Annotated in this window: 17 protein-coding genes; 11 read left to right on the forward strand and 6 right to left on the reverse strand. The window is 67.1% G+C overall.

Annotated features, from left to right (window positions below; genetic code table 11):
• Window positions 1–61: 61 nt before the first annotated feature.
• From L324_RS40585 to L324_RS40605, 5 genes are read right to left on the reverse strand one after another with little or no spacing between them, the layout of a single operon-like run.
• Window positions 62–706 carry a DUF6084 family protein gene (locus tag L324_RS40585; RefSeq protein ID WP_037321661.1) on the reverse strand — a complete coding sequence of 215 codons (645 nt, stop codon included), beginning with the start codon at window positions 704–706 and terminating at the stop codon, window positions 62–64.
• A gap of 3 nt (window positions 707–709) precedes the next feature.
• A complete protein-coding gene (locus L324_RS40590; protein ID WP_081736635.1) occupies window positions 710–1357 on the reverse strand; it encodes a DUF5947 family protein in 648 nt (215 codons plus the stop codon).
• Entirely contained in the window at window positions 1354–1962 is a 609-nt protein-coding gene (locus L324_RS40595) for a NifU family protein (RefSeq protein ID WP_152547153.1), read from the reverse strand. The genes L324_RS40590 and L324_RS40595 overlap by 4 nt, the downstream gene beginning before the upstream one ends.
• Before the next feature lie 8 nt (window positions 1963–1970).
• On the reverse strand, window positions 1971–3743 hold the full coding sequence (locus tag L324_RS40600; protein WP_037321664.1) for a nickel-dependent hydrogenase large subunit: 1773 nt from the start codon (window positions 3741–3743) through the stop codon (window positions 1971–1973).
• A 19-nt stretch (window positions 3744–3762) separates the two neighbouring features.
• Window positions 3763–4839 (reverse strand): NADH-quinone oxidoreductase subunit B family protein, encoded by a 1077-nt coding sequence (locus L324_RS40605; protein ID WP_051174422.1) that lies wholly within the window; start codon window positions 4837–4839, stop codon window positions 3763–3765.
• A gap of 460 nt (window positions 4840–5299) precedes the next feature.
• Between L324_RS40605 and L324_RS40610 the strand changes: the two genes are divergently transcribed.
• From L324_RS40610 to hypB, 11 genes are all read left to right on the forward strand, one after another.
• The gene (locus tag L324_RS40610) at window positions 5300–5692 is read left to right on the forward strand and encodes a helix-turn-helix domain-containing protein (RefSeq protein ID WP_235783796.1); all 393 of its coding nucleotides are present in this window, start codon (window positions 5300–5302) and stop codon (window positions 5690–5692) included.
• A gap of 366 nt (window positions 5693–6058) precedes the next feature.
• The gene (locus L324_RS40615) at window positions 6059–6676 is read left to right on the forward strand and encodes a D-sedoheptulose-7-phosphate isomerase (protein ID WP_037321669.1); all 618 of its coding nucleotides are present in this window, start codon (window positions 6059–6061) and stop codon (window positions 6674–6676) included.
• The gene (locus L324_RS40620; protein WP_037321672.1) at window positions 6673–6894 is read left to right on the forward strand and encodes a HypC/HybG/HupF family hydrogenase formation chaperone; all 222 of its coding nucleotides are present in this window, start codon (window positions 6673–6675) and stop codon (window positions 6892–6894) included. Before L324_RS40615 ends, L324_RS40620 begins: the two co-directional genes overlap by 4 nt.
• On the forward strand, window positions 6891–7592 hold the full coding sequence (locus tag L324_RS40625; protein WP_037321675.1) for a D-sedoheptulose-7-phosphate isomerase: 702 nt from the start codon (window positions 6891–6893) through the stop codon (window positions 7590–7592). The genes L324_RS40620 and L324_RS40625 overlap by 4 nt, the downstream gene beginning before the upstream one ends.
• Entirely contained in the window at window positions 7589–8935 is a 1347-nt protein-coding gene (locus tag L324_RS40630; RefSeq protein ID WP_037321678.1) for a hypothetical protein, read from the forward strand. Before L324_RS40625 ends, L324_RS40630 begins: the two co-directional genes overlap by 4 nt.
• The gene (locus L324_RS40635) at window positions 8932–9477 is read left to right on the forward strand and encodes a hydrogenase maturation protease (protein ID WP_081736636.1); all 546 of its coding nucleotides are present in this window, start codon (window positions 8932–8934) and stop codon (window positions 9475–9477) included. Before L324_RS40630 ends, L324_RS40635 begins: the two co-directional genes overlap by 4 nt.
• A complete protein-coding gene (locus L324_RS40640) occupies window positions 9450–9722 on the forward strand; it encodes a HypC/HybG/HupF family hydrogenase formation chaperone (RefSeq protein ID WP_037321681.1) in 273 nt (90 codons plus the stop codon). The genes L324_RS40635 and L324_RS40640 overlap by 28 nt, the downstream gene beginning before the upstream one ends.
• Before the next feature lie 175 nt (window positions 9723–9897).
• The gene (hypD, locus tag L324_RS40645; RefSeq protein WP_037321684.1) at window positions 9898–11082 is read left to right on the forward strand and encodes a hydrogenase formation protein HypD; all 1185 of its coding nucleotides are present in this window, start codon (window positions 9898–9900) and stop codon (window positions 11080–11082) included.
• A complete protein-coding gene (hypE, locus tag L324_RS40650; protein WP_037321686.1) occupies window positions 11079–12173 on the forward strand; it encodes a hydrogenase expression/formation protein HypE in 1095 nt (364 codons plus the stop codon). The genes hypD and hypE overlap by 4 nt, the downstream gene beginning before the upstream one ends.
• A 17-nt stretch (window positions 12174–12190) precedes the next feature.
• The gene (locus L324_RS40655; RefSeq protein WP_037321687.1) at window positions 12191–12574 is read left to right on the forward strand and encodes a hydrogenase maturation nickel metallochaperone HypA/HybF; all 384 of its coding nucleotides are present in this window, start codon (window positions 12191–12193) and stop codon (window positions 12572–12574) included.
• A complete protein-coding gene (gene hypB / locus L324_RS40660) occupies window positions 12529–13293 on the forward strand; it encodes a hydrogenase nickel incorporation protein HypB (protein ID WP_037321690.1) in 765 nt (254 codons plus the stop codon). Before L324_RS40655 ends, hypB begins: the two co-directional genes overlap by 46 nt.
• Window positions 13294–13369: 76 nt before the next feature.
• On the opposite strand, the gene L324_RS40665 is transcribed toward hypB, so the two are convergent.
• On the reverse strand, window positions 13370–16678 hold the full coding sequence (locus tag L324_RS40665) for a DUF885 domain-containing protein (protein WP_037321692.1): 3309 nt from the start codon (window positions 16676–16678) through the stop codon (window positions 13370–13372).
• Window positions 16679–16795: the final 117 nt, after the last annotated feature.

Raw genomic sequence — 16795 nt, forward strand, 5'->3', positions numbered from 1 at the left:
CCCTTTCTTTGCCTCCAGGCAGTCCGGTGAGCGTTCTCATGTCCCTCCCGCGATCATTCGGCTACCTCTCGGTACCGGGTGCCGCGTTCTCCAGCAGTGCGGCCACCGTGGCGTTCCAGGTGGGCAGCGCGTGCCGCGATTTGTAGCGCTGCAGCGCGGAAAGTGTCTCCCTGTCGACACACACCCAGGCGCTGCCGGGAAAATGCAGGTCGACGGTCTCCCGCCACACCTTCACCGGCAGTCCGTAGGACGCCTCCTTGCTCCATGGCACCTGCCGCACCGACAGCCGGCCGTCTTGGGTACTGAAGATGGTGCCACTGAACAACAACAGCAGGGGGATCACGCCGTCGGTGACCGAGGTGAAGTACTTGGTCGACGCGATCTCCAGGTCGTAGGTGACCGGCACCGGCAGATCGATGGTCGTGTTCCCGGTGAATCCCGGCACCATGGCGGACACCGTGATGAACTGCATCGGCTTGACGGTGTCCGCCCACCGGCCGGTGTCGCCGAACAGGTCGTGCAGCTGCTCGGCCTCCTCCGCCGAATAGCGCCGCCGGTGCGGTTCGATCCGGATCTGGCAGCGCAGTGCGATCGCTTCCACCCGCTCGCCGCCGGTCTCGGTGATCCGCAGCCGCAGGGTCAAGCTCGGCACGACGCCGTAGCGCTCAGGCTCGGCGCCGACACAGTCGAAGTCCAGCTCAGTCACGTCTCACTCCTGTTCGCCGAACGGCCGGGTCGCGGACCGGACATCGGCGAAGAACTCCTCGATGTGGTCGCGTGCCTCCTGGCCTCCGTCGAATCCCTTCCAATACCTCCGCACCGTGCCGACCAGCCGATAGCAGACGTCGATCGGGACGAGGTACGCCTCGACCCGATCGTCCGTGGTGTGGATCAGGATGGCCTCGACCTCGGGTTCGGCCGCGGCCAGCAAGGGATGGGTCACCGCCAGATCGGCAAGGGCGTCCAGGTTCAGCAGGCATTCGGTGGCACCCGCCGGACTGGGGTAGAACGCCGCCGTGCCCCCGCCACCACGCAACAGGAAGGCCGCTCCCACCGGGATGCCGAGGCCGTCCCACTCGGCTTTGACCAGCGGGTGCTCGTCGTCGCGCAGATAGCGGTCCGGCACCGCCCGGTACCTGCCACCGCCCGCCTCCGGACTGGTGAACAGCAGGAAACAAGCACGGCAGGTGCACAGTATCGAGCGATGCTCGGTGTCGACGACGTGGCCGTGCCAATGCCCGGTCGGCTTGACGCACAACTCGCACTTCTCCTCGGCCGGATGCGACGACGGCCGTGGAGGCGCCGGTGCGGGTTCGGCGGGGCCGACGAAGCGCCGCAGACCGGCTCGTCGGATCACGACGGCACCGCCTTCGGCACCTCGGGCGAGGCGCTCCAGCCATGTCCCGCGCCACCAGCGGACGGCTCGGGAGCATGCCAGCCGTCGGGCGGTCCCATACCGACCTGGAACACCGGGAGGGTCTCCGGCTCCCGGGCACTGACACCGTCGACCTCGACTCCGGCGATCTCGGGTGCGGCCCGCTCGATCGCGCCTTCGATGGTCATCTTGACCGTCATGGCCGAAGACGGGCACCCCTCACAGTTGCCTTCGAGACGCAGCCGGGCGATCCCGTCGCCGTCGACTCCGAGGTATTCGACCCCGCCCGCGTGTGAACCGAGATACGGCCGGACCTGGTCCAGCGCCTGCTGGATCCTGGTGTCGACGTCGACCGGATGCAGGTCGTGCAAGAGCAGCAGGCTGCCGACCAGGTCGTCGTCGGCCAACCGGAGCAGGACGGCCCGATCGTGCTCGGCCAGCAGGACGGCGACTCGCTCGAGTCCTTCGCCGTACATGCCGACCACCAGCCGGATCAGCTCCTCCGTGACCTGTTTGCCGCGGCCGTCCGGCAGCTCGCGAAGCAGGTTTTCCATCCGCTCGCCGATCATGTCGGCCGTCCTCGACATCCGGGCCATCACTCCTGGTACTCGGCGTTGAACGCGTGGGGCGTGTGGTACTTCGTGATCTCCTTGCCCGCTCCCACCGACATGTGAACCCCACACGGCAGACACGGATCGAAGCTGCGCACCGCGCGCATGATGTCGATACCCTTGAAGTTCTCCGGCGGGTTCTCCTCGAAGATCGGGGTGTTCTGCACAGCGTCCTCGTACGGGCCAGGGGTGCCGTAGGTATCACGCACGCTTCCGTTCCACGGTGTCGGCGGATACGGGTGATAGTTGGCGATCTTGCCGCCCTTGATGACCATGTGGTGCGAGAGCGCGCCGCGCACGGCTTCGGTGAACCCGCAGCTGGCGGCCTCATCGGGGACGGTGAACTTCTCCCAGGTACTGGTGTTCCCGCCCCGGATCTCCGCCAGCGCCTTCTCCGCGAAATGCAGGGCCATGCCCGCGGCGTAGGCCTGGAAATAGCTTCGCGCGCGGTTGCGCTCCAGCGCGTTGCTCCATTGTGGAATCTTCCATTCGAAGCTCACCGCGGGCTTGAGCGCCGTCCGCGGCAGGTCGATCCGCACGCTGTGCCCGGTCGACTTGACGTAGTCGGTGTCGACCAGTCCGGCGAGGGCGGTCACCCACAGTCTCGCGAGCGGTCCGCCGCCGGTGTCCAGCGCCAGGTGATCGGTGCCGTCGAACCACCGCGGCGACATGGTCCACGAATACTTGTCGTCGAAGTCGCGCTTGGCCGGCCGCGGAATGGTGTGCTGGTTCCACGGATGGCGCCGGTCGACCGGATTGCCGAGCGGATCGCGCCGCACGAACATCTCCCGGTCCTCCCAGTCCTCGTAGAACGAGTGACCGAGCAGGATACGGATGCCGAGGTTGATGTCGACCAGACTGGTGGTGACGAGCTTGCCGTCCACCACGACGCCCGGCGTGACGAACATCTTACGGCCCCAGTGCTCCATGTTCTCGTAGGTGAAGTCGCAGTGGGCGGGATCGTTGAGGCTGCCCCAGCAACCGAGGAGGACGCGCCGCCTGCCGACCTGTTCGTAGCCGGGCAAGGCCTCGTAGAAGAAGTCGAACAGGTCGTCGTGCATCGGCACGACCTTCTTCATGAACTCGACATAGCGCATCAAGCGGGTCAGGTAGTCGGTGAACAGCTGCACCGTCGCCACCGTGCCGACCCCGCCGGGGTACAACGTGGACGGGTGAACATGCCGCCCCTCCATCAGGCAGAACATCTCCCTGGTGTACCGGGAGACATGCAATGCCTCCCGGTAGAACTCGCCCTGCAGAGGATTCAGCGATCGCATGATGTCACCGATGGTGCGCATCCCGTGCTCCGCGGCGTGCGGGGATTCGGTGCGGTTGGCCAGTTCCAGTACCCCGGGGTTGGTCTCGGCGACCATCCGCTCGCAGTAGTCCACGCCGACCAGGTTCTCCTGGAAGATGTTGTGGTCGAACATGTACTCGGCGGCCTCGCCGAGGTTGATGATCCATTCGGCGAGATGCGGCGGGCGCACGCCGTAGGCCATGTTCTGGGTGTAGACCGAGCAGGTGGCGTGGTTGTCGCCGCATATCCCGCAGATCCTGCTGGTGATGAAGTGCGCGTCGCGCGGATCCTTGCCCTTCATGAAGATGCTGTAACCCCGGAAGATCGACGAAGTGCTGTGACACTCGACGACCTCCTTCTTGGCGAAGTCGATCTTCGTGTAGATGCCGAGGCTGCCGACGATCCGGGTGATCGGATCCCACGCCATCTCCACCAAGCCGGGGTTCCGCGTGTCTGTCATCGATGGATCCTCGCTCCGTTCACCAGTTGGATTTGTAGCCGGTCGTCAAGGAATTGCCCTTGTGCCGCCATTTCGGCTCTTCGTCGGCCGTCCTCATCGTGAAGCCGCGTAGCGCGCGGATGACCGTCCCGTAGGCGGTGGTCGCCGCGGCGGACACCTTCGACCCGGGCGGTTCGTCCATGAAGGGCATGAACTTGTCCGGGAAACCCGGCATGGTGCAGGCGATGCAGATGCCACCGACATTCGGACAGCCACCGACGCCGTTGATCCAGCCACGTTTGGGGACGTTGCACTTGACCACGGGCCCCCAGCAGCCGAGCTTCACAAGGCACTTCGACGAGCCGTACTCGGTGGCGAATTCCCCCTGCTCGTAGTAACCCGCCCTGTCACAGCCTTCGTGCACGGTGGCGCCGAAGAGCCACTGGGGGCGCAATGCCTCGTCGAGCGGGATCATCGGAGCCTGCCCGGCCGCCTGGAACAGCAGGTAGAGGATGGTCTCCGAGAGGTTGTCCGGATGAGTCGGGCAACCGGGAACGCACACGATCGGGATCCCCGCCTTGGACCGCCATTCCCACCCGAGGTAGTCCGGCACGCCCATCGCGCCGGTGGGGTTGCCCGCCATCGCGTGAATACCGCCGTAGGTGGCGCAGGTACCCACGGCGAGGACCACCAATGCCTTGGGGGCGAGGCGGTCCAGCCATTCGCTCGTGGTCATCGGCTGGCCGGTCGCCGGGTCGTTGCCGAACCCGCACCAGTAGCCCTCGGTCTTGATCGCTTCGTTCGGGATGGATCCCTCGACGACCAGCACGAAGGGATCGAGTTCACCGCGGTCGGCTTTGTGCCACCACTCGATGAACGTGTCGGCGCCCGTTTCCGGACCGCATTCGAAATCGATCAGCGGCCAGTGCACCTCGACCTTCGGCAGACCGGGTAACGCGCCGAGGACGATGTCCTCGACACTCGGTTGGGTCGCGGCCGTCAACGCGACGGAGTCGCCGTCACAACCGAGACCGCCGTTCATCCACAGGATATGCACGACCAGCTCGTCTGCCGACTCCGGTTTCGAGGCTTCCACTGCCCTATCGGCCGTGGCCATCGATGACTACCTCCTAGAGAGCGGTTCGAACCGCAATCGAAATGAACGAGCACACGGCGGGATCGGTGAAAGATCGACCTGTCTGCTCGCGAAACGGTGAAGAAGACGACCTTCGAAAGATCGGCGCTTCCGGTTTCCGGCCAGCATCACGGTAGACCTCGTCCGTGTGCGGCGGCAAGGACACCCGGCACCTGGACGGGATACATAATCATGTACTCCGGTTGCCCGCTCCACCTTGGGGCGCGTAGATGTACACCTGTACGCTGGTCGGACTCGGCAGACGGGCGGGGTTCACGTGGGAGTTTCGGATTTCTCAGAACTGAAGACGCCCATTGAGCTACTTCCTGTCGTCGTCCTTTCCAAGATCTTTCCGGCCCGCCCGTCGTCGATTCCGGACATCCGTGAATTTGTCCGGCATTCCCTGGCGGAGTCGCCACTCACCGACGAAGACAACCGCGAGGTGAGCCAGACTGTCTTCCGGGCACTGCTCGACGCGGCCGGCCCGACCGGGACGATCCAGATCTCGTTCCGGATCTTCCCGGAACACGTCGAGGTCGACGTCCTGCATTCGCATTCCGGGCAACCGGGCGAGCCCACTCTCGCGCAGGTGGCCGAACTGGAGGCCACGATGCCGCCACCGCAGGCCCAGTCGGCGCATCCCGGGCAGGCGGCGACCTTTTCCGAGTGGATGGCCGACGTGCTGCGACGGGAAGGACTCACGCAGGAGGCGGCGGCCAGGCAGCTCGGCGTTTCGGTGAAGACCGTCGGGCGATGGGTGGGTGGCGAGACCGAGCCGAGGATGCGTGACCTGCGCCGCCTGCAAGAACGTTTCGGCCAGCCACCACTGACCTGATCCGGCGATCGAAAGAACCCCATCCGGGGACTCCTGTCACCGAAATGCACGATTGACGGGTCAGCGAAGCCGGCGAACACTGATGCCTCGTTCCTGCCGGACAAAGGTGTCCGAAGCAATTCGATGACGCAAGGACCCCGCGCACGAACGTCGGCCCGCGCGGGATTATCCGAGTGCGAAGTTTGTAGCGCGTCTTCAACGACACGATGACCGGGCGCTCGGCGCCATCGAGGACGACAGGGGCACACAGCTGCCCGGAAAGAATGGATCTTCGGCGCGAAGCACACTTTGATCAACGGTGAATTCCACACCACGCATGCCCGACTGTCTGTCCTAAACCCCATAAGGAATCCGATCGTGACAGAATTGTCGCGTTCCGGCGATGCCAATGTTCTCGACGCATTGGTCGATCGTCGTATCCGACCCTTGCATGACCTTGCCGAACACGCCGGCGACATCGCCCGCGCCTGCCACAGCATGGCGACCCGGTTCCGGCGAGGGGGAAAACTCCTGGTATTCGGCAACGGTGGCCCGAGTACTGATGCCCAGCATGTCGCGGTCGAGTTCGTACACCCGGTCATAGTCGGGAAACGGGCCCTACCCGCCCTTTCCCTGACGTCGGACGTCGCCACACTCACCGGGATCGCCAACCGGGAAGGGCTGGCCGAGGCCTTCGCCCACCAGATCCGTTTCCTGTCCGAACCGCGAGACATCGCGCTCGGCCTGTCCACCGACGGCGACTGCGTCAACGTGCTGCGCGGACTCGAAAAGGCGCGCGACCTCGGCATGCTGACCGTCGCGCTGACCGGTGGCCACGGTGGCGCCATCGCCGCCCGCGGCGCCGCCGACCATGTGCTGATCGCCGCGTCGGCGGATCCCAGGGTGGTCAAAGAGGTACACGTGACGATGTACCACATTCTCTGGGAGCTGGTTCACGTCTTCTTCGAACATCCTGGGGCGCTGGAGAGGGACACGACTGCATGAAGATTCCTGAATGTCGTGACGACGTCTGCCTGACCTGCTCCGACTCCGCGGTCTCCGTCGCCGTTCTCCGCCTGCTGGACGATCGGTTCGCCATCGTGCGCACGGCATCCGGCGGCGAAGACCGAGTGAGCGTCGCGCTGGTCACCGCTCAGGTCGGCGACACCATCCTGGTGCACGCCGGCGAAGCCATCGCGGTCGTGGGGGCGGGCGGCAGATGAACGGGACCGACGACACCTACTCGCCGCCCGCCGAGGATGTCCGCTCGCTCTATCCGTTCCTCTACCGGGATCCATCCGACGTCGACTCCGTACTGGAACAGGCCCGTCAGTCCATAGTGGACAAGGCACGGCTGATCATCGAACTGCGGGAGTCCGTATTCGCCCGGAACGGGGGACGGATGCTGGAATGCGCCGAAGCGATGGCGCGCCGCTTCACCGACGGCGGACGGCTGCTGGCGTTCGGCAACGGTGGCAGCTCGACCGACGCGCAGGACCTGGCCAGTCTCTTCCTCAGTCCGGCGGACGGACCCGGCGGCGCCTCGCCTGCCCTGCCCGCCTTCGGCCTGACCAACGATATCGCGGTGATCACCGCGCTGAGCAACGACATCGGCTTCGATGTGGTGTTCGCCCGGCAGATCGCCGCCTTCGCGAAGTCGTGCGACATCGCGGTCGGCCTGTCCACCAGCGGTAACTCCGCCAACCTGCTACAGGGCTTCGACGAAGCAGGCAAACGAGGCCTGCTCACGGTCGGGATCACCGGCTACGACGGCGGCAAGATGGCCGAGCTGGACAGCATCGACTACCTGTTCGTGGTCCCGTCTCCGTCGGTGCACCGCGTCCAAGAAGCGCAGACCACGCTCTACCACGCGTTGTGGGAACTGGTCGTCGACAACCTCGCGAAGCGGGTGAGACCGTGACGAACGCTCTGCACCGGGCCAAGGCCGTTGCCGACGCCGTGCTCTACGAAGGCTATCTGCTGTACCCGTATCGGGCGTCTGCCGCGAAGAACAAGGCGCGCTGGCAATGGGGTGTGCTGGTCCCGGCGGCCTACGCGGCCGCGGGGACCGGCGAGCATCACTGGTCGCAAGCGGAACTGATCGCCGAGCCACCGGACGATGGAGTTCTCCAGGTGCGGCTCCGGTTTCTTCAGGTGCAGAAACGCGTGGTCGAGGTGGCCGGTGCGGCGGTTCCGGCGCTGACCGTCGACGGCACCGAATACCTCACCTGGGAGGAGTCCGTCGAGCGCGAGATCGCGGCCACCATTCCCTTCTCCGCCCTGGGTAAGGGAACCAGCGTCCCATTCCACGTCGATGGTGGCGAGGACGTCGAGCCGATCATCGGCGCCGACGCGCGGCTGGTACGCCGTCGTGCCGGCCTGCACGGTGAACTGCTGCTCCGCGGTGACGCGTTGCCGGGGCCGTTCGGCGGCGTGAAACTGCGGGTACGGGTATGCAACAAGTCCCTGTGGGATGAGCCGGGAGCGACCCGGGAGCAGGCGCTGGCCCATTCGATGATCGCCACGCACACGCTGCTCTCCGTCCCGGGTGGCGCTTTCCTCTCGCTGATCGACCCGCCGCGATGGGCTTCGGTGGTCGCCGAGGAGTGCGTCAACGAACGCACCTGGCCGGTCCTGGTCGGAGCACCCGGCCGGTGCGACACCGTTCTGTGTTCTCCGATCATCCTCTACGACCACCCGGAAATCGCCGAGGAGAGCCAAGGCCCGCTGTACGACGGCCTGGAGATCGACGAGATCCTGACCCTGCGCACGATGACACTGACCGATGAGGAGAAGCGTCAGGCACGCGCCACCGACACCCGGGCGGCGGAACTCATCGACCGGGTCGAGAACATGCCCCCGGAACTGCTGGAGCGACTGCACGGCACGATCCGCTACCTGCGCGCCGCCACCGGTGAGGCGGAGGAACCGAGTGACGTCACCGCGCGGCCGGAAGCGCCGTGGTGGGATCCGGAAGCGGACGCGTCGCTGTCGCCGGAAACCGACACCGTGAACGTCGGCGGCGTCGCGATCGGCAAAGGCAGCCGGGTACGCCTGCGGCCTGCCAAGCGGGCCGACGCGCACGACATGTTCCTGGCCGGGCGGGCAGCGGTCGTGCAGGCGGTGTTGCTCGACGTCGACGGCGTATGGCATGTCGCGGTCACCCTCGAAGACGACCTCGGCTCGGAGTTCTACGCCCAGCATGGCCGGTACCGCTATTTCGGCACCGACGAGATCGAGCCGATGACCGTGGACGAGTCGTGACTCCCCGGGTGCTGATCGCCGGCATCGGCAACATATTCCTCGGCGACGACGGTTTCGGTGTCGAGGTTGCCCGTCGGTTGTCCGCAGAGGTCTTCCCCGGCCGGGTCCGGGTGGCCGACTACGGCATTCGCGGGATGCATCTGGCCTATGACCTGGTCTCCGGGGAGTACGACCTGACAGTGATGGTGGATGCCACCCAACGGGGCGACGCTCCCGGCACGGTCTACGTCGTCGAACTGGATCCGCCGGACGGGCCGCCCCGGCCGACGGCCGAAGCGCTCGACGCGCATGGGATGCAGCCCGACGTCGTGCTGAACCTGGTCGCTCTGCTCGGCGGGAACCCAGGCCGGGTGCTCCTCGTCGGCTGCGAGCCGGCGGTGCTCGACCATCGCATGGAACTCAGCCCTCCGGTGGTGGCGGCGGTGGACACGGCCGTGGGCGCGGTCGCCGACATCATCGGCGCATGCCAGTCACCTGACCAGACCGTCACGATCGGAAGGAATCGGGTGCCGGTATGTGCCTTGGTATCCCCGGCGAGGTGATCGAGCTCCTCACCGACCGCCCTGATCTGGCGAAGGTCGATGTGGGCGGGGTCAAACGGGCCATCAACATCGCTCTGGTCGCCGAGGAGGGGATCGGGCCGGGCGACTGGGTGCTGATCCATGTCGGCTTCGCCCTGTCCAAGATCGACGAAGCGGAAGCGAAAGCGGCGATGGACTTCCTCGAGAGCATCGGAAAAGCCTATGACGACGAGATCGCGGCCCTGCGCGATTCGCGGATCATCTAGGCCGTGTCCTGCAAGTCGTGTTCGCGGTCTCCGCGCCCAGGTGATCCCTGACGGCACGGGCGGACGCGGCCGAGTACGACCCGGTACGAGGCCGATCCGCTCGCACCGTCAGGAACCACCTGGATCACGAAGCCCATCGAACAGACTTACAGGACACGGCCTAGGAGCTGAAAGCATGCGTTTCGTCGACGAGTTCCGCGACGCCGAGAAGGCCAAGGTTCTCTCCGCGAAGATCGCCGGCCTGTGCGAGCCCGGCCGCGAGTACAAGTTCATGGAGGTCTGCGGCGGTCATACGCACACGATTTACAAGCACGGCCTCGAGGATTACCTCCCGGAGGCCATCACCCTGGTGCACGGCCCTGGCTGCCCGGTCTGTGTCATCCCGATGGGCCGGATCGACGACGCGATCCACATCGCCCGGCGTCCGGAGGTGCTCATGACTTCGTTCGGCGACATGATGCGGGTGCCCGGCAGCGGCGGGAACTTCTTCGACTCCAACGCCGAAGACACCGACATCCGGATGGTCTACTCGCCGCTGGACTCGCTCAAGATCGCCAGGCAGAACCCGGACCGGCAGGTCGTGTTCATGGCGATCGGCTTCGAGACGACCACACCGTCCACCGCGATGACGATCCTGCGAGCGGCCGAAGAGGGCATCGAGAACTTCTCGGTCTTCTGCAACCACATCACCATCATCCCCGCCATCAAGGCCATCCTCGACTCCCCGGACCTGCGTCTCGACGGCTTCATCGGGCCGGGGCACGTTTCGACGGTGATCGGCTGTCGCCCGTACGAATTCATCGCGGGAGGTTACGGGAAGCCCCTTGTGGTGGCCGGATTCGAGCCGCTCGACATCCTGCGGTCGATCCACATGCTGATGGTGCAGCTGAAGGAGGACCGCTCGGAAGTGGAGAACCAGTACTCGCGTGTCGTGCCGTGGGAGGGCAACCTCAAGGCGTTGCGGGTGATCGGCGAGACCATGGAGCTGCGCCCGTACTTCGAATGGCGCGGGCTCGGCTTCATTTCTCACTCGGCACTGCGATTGCGCGAGCAGTACGCGTCCTTCGACGCCGAGGTGAAGTACGACGTGCCGGGTGTCCGGGTCGCGGATCCGAAGGCGTGCCAATGCGGCGAGGTACTGAAGGGTGTGCTGAAACCATGGGAATGCAAGGTCTTCGGTACCGCGTGCACTCCGGAGACCCCGATCGGCACCTGCATGGTGTCACCGGAAGGCGCTTGCGCGGCCTACCACAACTTCGGCCGGTTCACCCGGACGAGGGTGCGAGAGGCGAGCATCGCCACCGTGGGTGAGCTCACCGCCTCGGCCCGCCGGACCACCGCCGAAGGCACCCTCCGATGAGCGCCGGACCCGGCACACCGTCCGGCCGTGAGCGCGCGGTGCTCGACCGGATCGACAAGGCTCGTAGGCGACGGGCCAAGGTACGCGAGGAACGGATCACCCTGGCGCATGGATCCGGAGGCAAGGCCACCCAGACCCTGATCGAGGCCGTATTCCTCGACGCGTTTCGCAATCCGCTGTTGGAGCCACTCGAAGACGCGGCGGAACCGACGATCAACGGTTCCCGCCTGGCGCTGACCACCGACTCGTTCGTGGTGTCACCGCTGTTCTTCCCGGGTGGTGACATCGGCGACCTCGCCGTCAACGGAACGGTCAACGATCTCGCCGTGTCCGGCGCCGAACCGCTGTATCTGACCGCGGGGTTCATCCTGGAGGAGGGCTTCCCGGTCGCCGCTCTGAGCAGGATCGTGGCTTCGATGAGGTCCGCCGCCGAAGCCGCCGGAGTGTCCATCGTGACCGGTGATACCAAGGTGGTACAGCGCGGGAAGGCCGACGGCTGCTACATCAACACGGCCGGGATCGGCGTCATCCACCACCCGCACCGACTCGGCCTCGCGACGGTCGAGCCCGGCGACGTCGTCATGGTGTCCGGCCCGATCGGTGAGCACGGCGTCACCGTGATGCTCGCCCGTGGCGAGCTCGACATCGAGGCGGACCTCGAATCGGACACCGCGCCGGTACACGAGCTGGTCGCCGGGTTGCTGGCGGAAACCCCAGGCGTACGGGCGATGCGTGACGCGACCCGCGGTGGTGTCGCGACCGTGCTCAACGAGATGGCCAGGGCCGCGGACGTCGCCGTGGTGATCGACGAGGACCGGATCCCGGTGGGCGATCAGGTGCGCGGGGCGTCGGAACTGCTCGGCATCGATCCGCTGTACGTGGCCTGCGAGGGCCGGATCGTGGTGGTCGTCGACGGTGCGCAAGCCGACACCGCGCTGGCCGCGATGCGCGCGCACCCGCTGGGCGCACAGGCGGCGATCATCGGCCGGATCAAGGCCGATCCGCCGGGACTGGTGCTGTTGAACACCGCGTTCGGCGGAACCCGGATCTGCGACCTGCTGGTCGGGGATCCACTGCCGCGAATCTGCTGAACGCCGAAGGAACGGGCATGCACGAACTGTCCCTCACCCAGGCGGCGGTCGAGACGATCATCGAACGGATGGGCACCACCCCGATCCGCCGCGTGACGCTGGAGATCGGTGTCCTGTCCGGAGTGGTGGTGGACTCGGTGCGGTTCTGCTTCGAGGTGATCGTGGCAGGCACTCCCCTGCGGGACGCTGTCCTGGACGTGGTCGAGCCACCGGGCCGGGCTCGCTGCCGCGACTGCGATCTGGAGTTCGTCGTCGAGGATCCGAGGATCTTGCTCTGTCCGGGCTGCGGCACCGCCGACGTGCGTGTGCTCTCCGGCCGGGAACTGCGGATCAGATCAGTGGAGGTTAAGGACGAATGTGCGCGACCTGTGGATGCTCGGACGAGGCCGGAGTCCGGGTGATCGATCCGGAGTCCCACGGGCACGGTCATGGACACGATGACGGCCACCATCACCTGCCCCCGGAGCCCACCCGGACCGTGCTGCTGGAGCGGGACCTCCTCGCCGCCAACGACCTGCTGGCCGAGGGCAACCGCGGCTGGCTGGCCGAGCGGCGCATCCACGCCGTCAACCTGATGAGCTCACCCGGGTCGGGCAAGACCACGCTGCTCGAACGGACCATCCGCGACCAGGGCGGCCGGTTCCCGATGTCCGTGGTCGAAGGCGATCAGGAAACCGTGTTCGACGCCCACCGGATCAAGGCGACCGGATGCCGGGTGATCCAGGTCAACACGGGCGCCGGCTGTCATCTCGACGCGGACATGCTGGCCAAGGCGCTGCGCGCGCTCGATCCGCCGGTCCGGTCCACGGTGTTCATCGAGAACGTCGGCAACCTGGTCTGCCCGGCACTCTTCGACCTCGGGGAAGGTACTCGCGCGGTGATCATGTCGGTCACCGAGGGCGCGGACAAACCGCTGAAGTACCCGCACATGTTCCGCACGGCGGATGTGGTGCTGCTCAACAAGATCGATCTGTTGCCCTACGTGGACTTCGACATCGACGCGTTTCTCGCCGCGCTGACGCAGGTGAATCCGCGGTCCCGGGTGCTGAAGATGTCGGCGACCGCCGGCGAGGGCCTGGAAGCGTGGTATGGCTGGCTTCGTGAGCATGCGGGGTCCTGACCGCCGGAGCCGGCGCGGTGGCACCTCCCGGGCCTCGATGGGCCTGGGAGGTGCCTGTCGCCGATGAAGATCGGCCCTACCGGTTCACCCACGCCTTCACGACGTTGTCCAGGACGCGCAGCGGCAAGATCCCGTTGCCGAGCACGACCTCGTGGAAGCCCTTGATGTCGAACCGGTCGCCGAGCGCGGCCTCGGCCTCCGCGCGGATCCGTTCGATCTCCAGGCGCCCCACCATGTACGACAGCGCCTGCCCGGGAACGGCGGCGTAGCGGTCGATCTCGGCCTCGATCTCGACCCGGGCCATCGGCGTGTTCTCGGCCAGGAAGTCGACGGCCCGCTGACGGCTCCAGCCGAGCGCGTGCATCCCGGTGTCGACGACCAGGCGCCCGGCACGCATCGAATCCTGGGTGAGCATGCCGAACCTGGTCAGATCGCTGGAGTACAGGCCCATCTCGTCGGCGAGGCGCTCCGAATAGAGCCCCCAGCCTTCGACGTAGGCGTTGACGTCGGCGTGCCCGCGCAGCATCGGCAGGCCCTTGAGCTTGTGCGCGATGCAGATCTGGAAATGGTGCCCCGGAACGGCTTCGTGGAAGGCGATCGCCTCACTCGTGTGCTTGGGGCGCTGCTCGGCCTCGTGGGTGTTCGCGTAGTAGGTGCCTGGCCGCGAGCCGTCGAGCGCCGCCTCGATGTAGTACGCCAGCGTTCCGCCCGGCGCCTCCGCGGGCGGGACCGGCTCGACCTGGCAGCGCTCCTCGGGGATGGTCGAGAACCATTGGGGGGCGACGACTTCGGCGCGGGCGATGGCGGCACGGGCGGCTTCGAGCAGTTCGTCGCCGTCGCGCCAGCGCAGCGCCGGATCGGTGCGGAGCCGCTCGAAGATCTCCTCGAGATCCTTGGTACCGAAGATCTTCTCGCCCAGTTCGCGGTACTGGTCGGCCAGTTTCGCGATCATGTCGAGCCCGGTGTCGTGCAGCTCCTGCGCGGTGCGCTCGGTGGAGGTGTGCGCGCGGATCAGCGCGGCGTACTTCTCCTGCCCGCCGGGAAGCGCGCACAATCCCGGCTCTTCCGCGGTCTTCGCCACGGGACGCAGCTCGGTGGCGAGGAAGTCGCGGTACCGGGTGTAGGCGGGGCGGACCACCTCGGCCAGCAAGCGGTCCCGTTCGGTTTCGTAGCCCTCCACGGAGACGGACGCGGTGAGCGCCAGCGGATCACCCGCCTCGTCACCGAGATACCGCTCCACGTAGGCGATCCCGCTTTCGACGAGGAAGTCGGGCGGGACCAGTCCGTCGGCCGCCGCCGCGCGCTGGCGCGCGATCAGGGCGTCCAGGTAGGACCCGAGTCCCTCCAGTCGCTTCAGATAGCCCCGGACCCGCTCCTCGTCGTTCAGCGTCAGCACCGCGAGTTCGTTGAGCATGAACAACGCGGGCGAGGCCAGCCCGTCGCTGACCGAGAACTCGGCGGCGCGGGCGTCGACCACGTCGATCATCGCCTTCGCCTGCTGGATCACGACCTCGCGGGTGACCAGCTCGGCTTCGGAAAGCCCGTCCAGGTCAAGGGCTTCGGCCCGCTCGGCGATGTCGGCCGCCGACGCGCGCTGCGCGGCCGCGGCCGCCGCGCTCGGATCGGGCAGGACGCCGTGGTCGCAGGGGAGGCCGAGCAGGGACCGCCACAGCGGGAACTCTTCGAACTTGAGCTCCATCAGCTCTTCGGCGAGACCGTTGGGCGTGTCCCCGTGGCCGGCGACCCAGTCGCGGACCACGCCGTCCAGCACCGAAAGCGGCAGCGATCCCCCGCCGAGCACGACGTCGTGGAAGGCCTTGATGTCGAACCGGCTGCCCAGCGTGAGCTCGGCCTCTTCGCGGATGCGCTGGATCTCCAGCCGCCCCACCATGTACGACAGCGCCTGGCCGGGGAAGGCGATGTACCGGTCCACTTCGGACTCGATCTCGACCTGCGCCATCGGCGTGTTCTCGGTGAGGAAGTCGATGGCCTGGCGGCGGCTCCAGCCCAGCGCGTGCAACCCGGTGTCGACCACGAGCCGACCGGCGCGCATCGAATCCATGGTCAGCATGCCGAGCTTCGCGACGTCGTCGGAGTACAGCCCCATCTCGTCGGCCAGGCGCTCGGTGTAGAGGCCCCAGCCCTCGGCGTAGGCGGTGAAGTCGCCGATCCGGCGCAGCAACGGGAGTTCGGTCAGTCCCTGCGCGAGGCTCAGCTGGAAGTGGTGGCCGGGAATGGCCTCGTGGAACGCCGTCGCCTCGGCCGCGTGCCGGAAGCGCTCCTCCGCCTTGTGGGTGTTGGCGAAGTAGATCCCCGGCCGGGAGCCGTCGACCGCGGGCCACATGTAGTACGCGGCGGGCGCGCCGGGCGCGGATTCGGCCGGGACCGGTTCGACCGTCCACGGCTGCGGCGGGATCCGGCCGAACCACTTCGGTGCCTCGGCTTCGGCCCTGGTGATGGCCGCGCGGGCGGAGTCGAGCAGCTCGTCGGCGCTGGACCAGCGCAATGCCGGGTCGGTGCGGAGCCTGCTGAAGATCTCGGCGAGGTCGGTGGTGCCGAAGACGCGGGAGCCGTACTCGCGGTACTCGGTGGCGAGGTTCGCGATCACGTCGAGCCCGGTCTGGTGCAGCTCACGCGGGGTGCGGACGGTGGTGGTGTGCATTTCGGCGAGCAGGGAGTAGATGCGCTCGCCGTCGGGCAGCCAGCAGACGCCGGGCTTGTCCTCGGGGCGGCCGTGCGGCGCGATCTCGGTGGCGAGCACCTCGCGGTATTCGGCGATCGCGGGCCGGACGACGTCGCGCAGCAGCTCGGCGCGGCGGGTCTCGAAGTCGTCGTCGGGGGCGGGCTGGCGCAGCAGCGGATCGGCCGACGGCTCGGCGAGGTGACGGTCGAGGTACGCGACGGTCGCGTCGACGAGGTAGGCGACCGGCACCAGCCCGCGGGCCACGCCGTCGCGATGACGCTGCGCGGCCTGCCGCAGGTACTCCGGGATCGCGGCGATCCGGCCGAGATGCGCCTCCGCCTGCGCGCCGGTGCCGACCGACATCATCGGCAGCACGGTGAGCACCTCGGCGGCGGGTGAGACGAACAGGTCACTGACGGTGAACTCGACGAACCGCGAATCCAGCAGCGCGATCCTCGCCCGCGCCATCGCGATCAGGACGTCCCGGGTGGTCTTCTCCTCCGCGCTCAGGCCGTCGGCACCGAGGGCCTCGGCCCGCTCGGCGAGATCGGCCAGCTTCGCGCGGAAGGCGTCTCCCGCCGCTTCGCTCAGGTCGGTGAGCCCTGTCGATTCCGGGCGGAAGCCCTGCAAAGCGGGCATGACCGGCTCGGCGTCGAAGAGGGCTTCGACGAACTCGTCGGCGAGGGCGGAGACTTCGCTCATGTTTCTTCCCCAGGGGTCGATGGAGGCGGTATCCCCGACCCTAATGGAGAGCACGTCCTACCGAAGCCGGGTTTCGCGGCACACGGACGGCCTTCGCACGGCGCCGGAGGCGAGGCG

It is taken from the genome of Amycolatopsis orientalis DSM 40040 = KCTC 9412 (genome assembly GCF_000478275.1).
In the GTDB taxonomy this organism is placed as follows: Bacteria; Actinomycetota; Actinomycetes; order Mycobacteriales; family Pseudonocardiaceae; genus Amycolatopsis; species Amycolatopsis orientalis.

Bases quoted from the DNA above. Each gene is read 5' to 3' on its own strand.
- L324_RS40595 (WP_152547153.1), bottom strand. From the start codon at position 1,962: ATGTCGAGGACGGCCGACATGATCGGCGAGCGGATGGAAAACCTGCTT.
- L324_RS40600 (WP_037321664.1), bottom strand. From the start codon at position 3,743: ATGACAGACACGCGGAACCCCGGCTTGGTGGAGATGGCGTGGGATCCG.
- L324_RS40605 (WP_051174422.1), bottom strand. From the start codon at position 4,839: ATGGCCACGGCCGATAGGGCAGTGGAAGCCTCGAAACCGGAGTCGGCA.
- L324_RS40620 (WP_037321672.1), top strand. From the start codon at position 6,673: ATGAAGATTCCTGAATGTCGTGACGACGTCTGCCTGACCTGCTCCGAC.
- L324_RS40625 (WP_037321675.1), top strand. From the start codon at position 6,891: ATGAACGGGACCGACGACACCTACTCGCCGCCCGCCGAGGATGTCCGC.
- L324_RS40640 (WP_037321681.1), top strand. From the start codon at position 9,450: ATGTGCCTTGGTATCCCCGGCGAGGTGATCGAGCTCCTCACCGACCGC.
- hypD (WP_037321684.1), top strand. From the start codon at position 9,898: ATGCGTTTCGTCGACGAGTTCCGCGACGCCGAGAAGGCCAAGGTTCTC.
- hypE (WP_037321686.1), top strand. From the start codon at position 11,079: ATGAGCGCCGGACCCGGCACACCGTCCGGCCGTGAGCGCGCGGTGCTC.
- L324_RS40655 (WP_037321687.1), top strand. From the start codon at position 12,191: ATGCACGAACTGTCCCTCACCCAGGCGGCGGTCGAGACGATCATCGAA.
- hypB (WP_037321690.1), top strand. From the start codon at position 12,529: ATGTGCGCGACCTGTGGATGCTCGGACGAGGCCGGAGTCCGGGTGATC.
- L324_RS40665 (WP_037321692.1), bottom strand. From the start codon at position 16,678: ATGAGCGAAGTCTCCGCCCTCGCCGACGAGTTCGTCGAAGCCCTCTTC.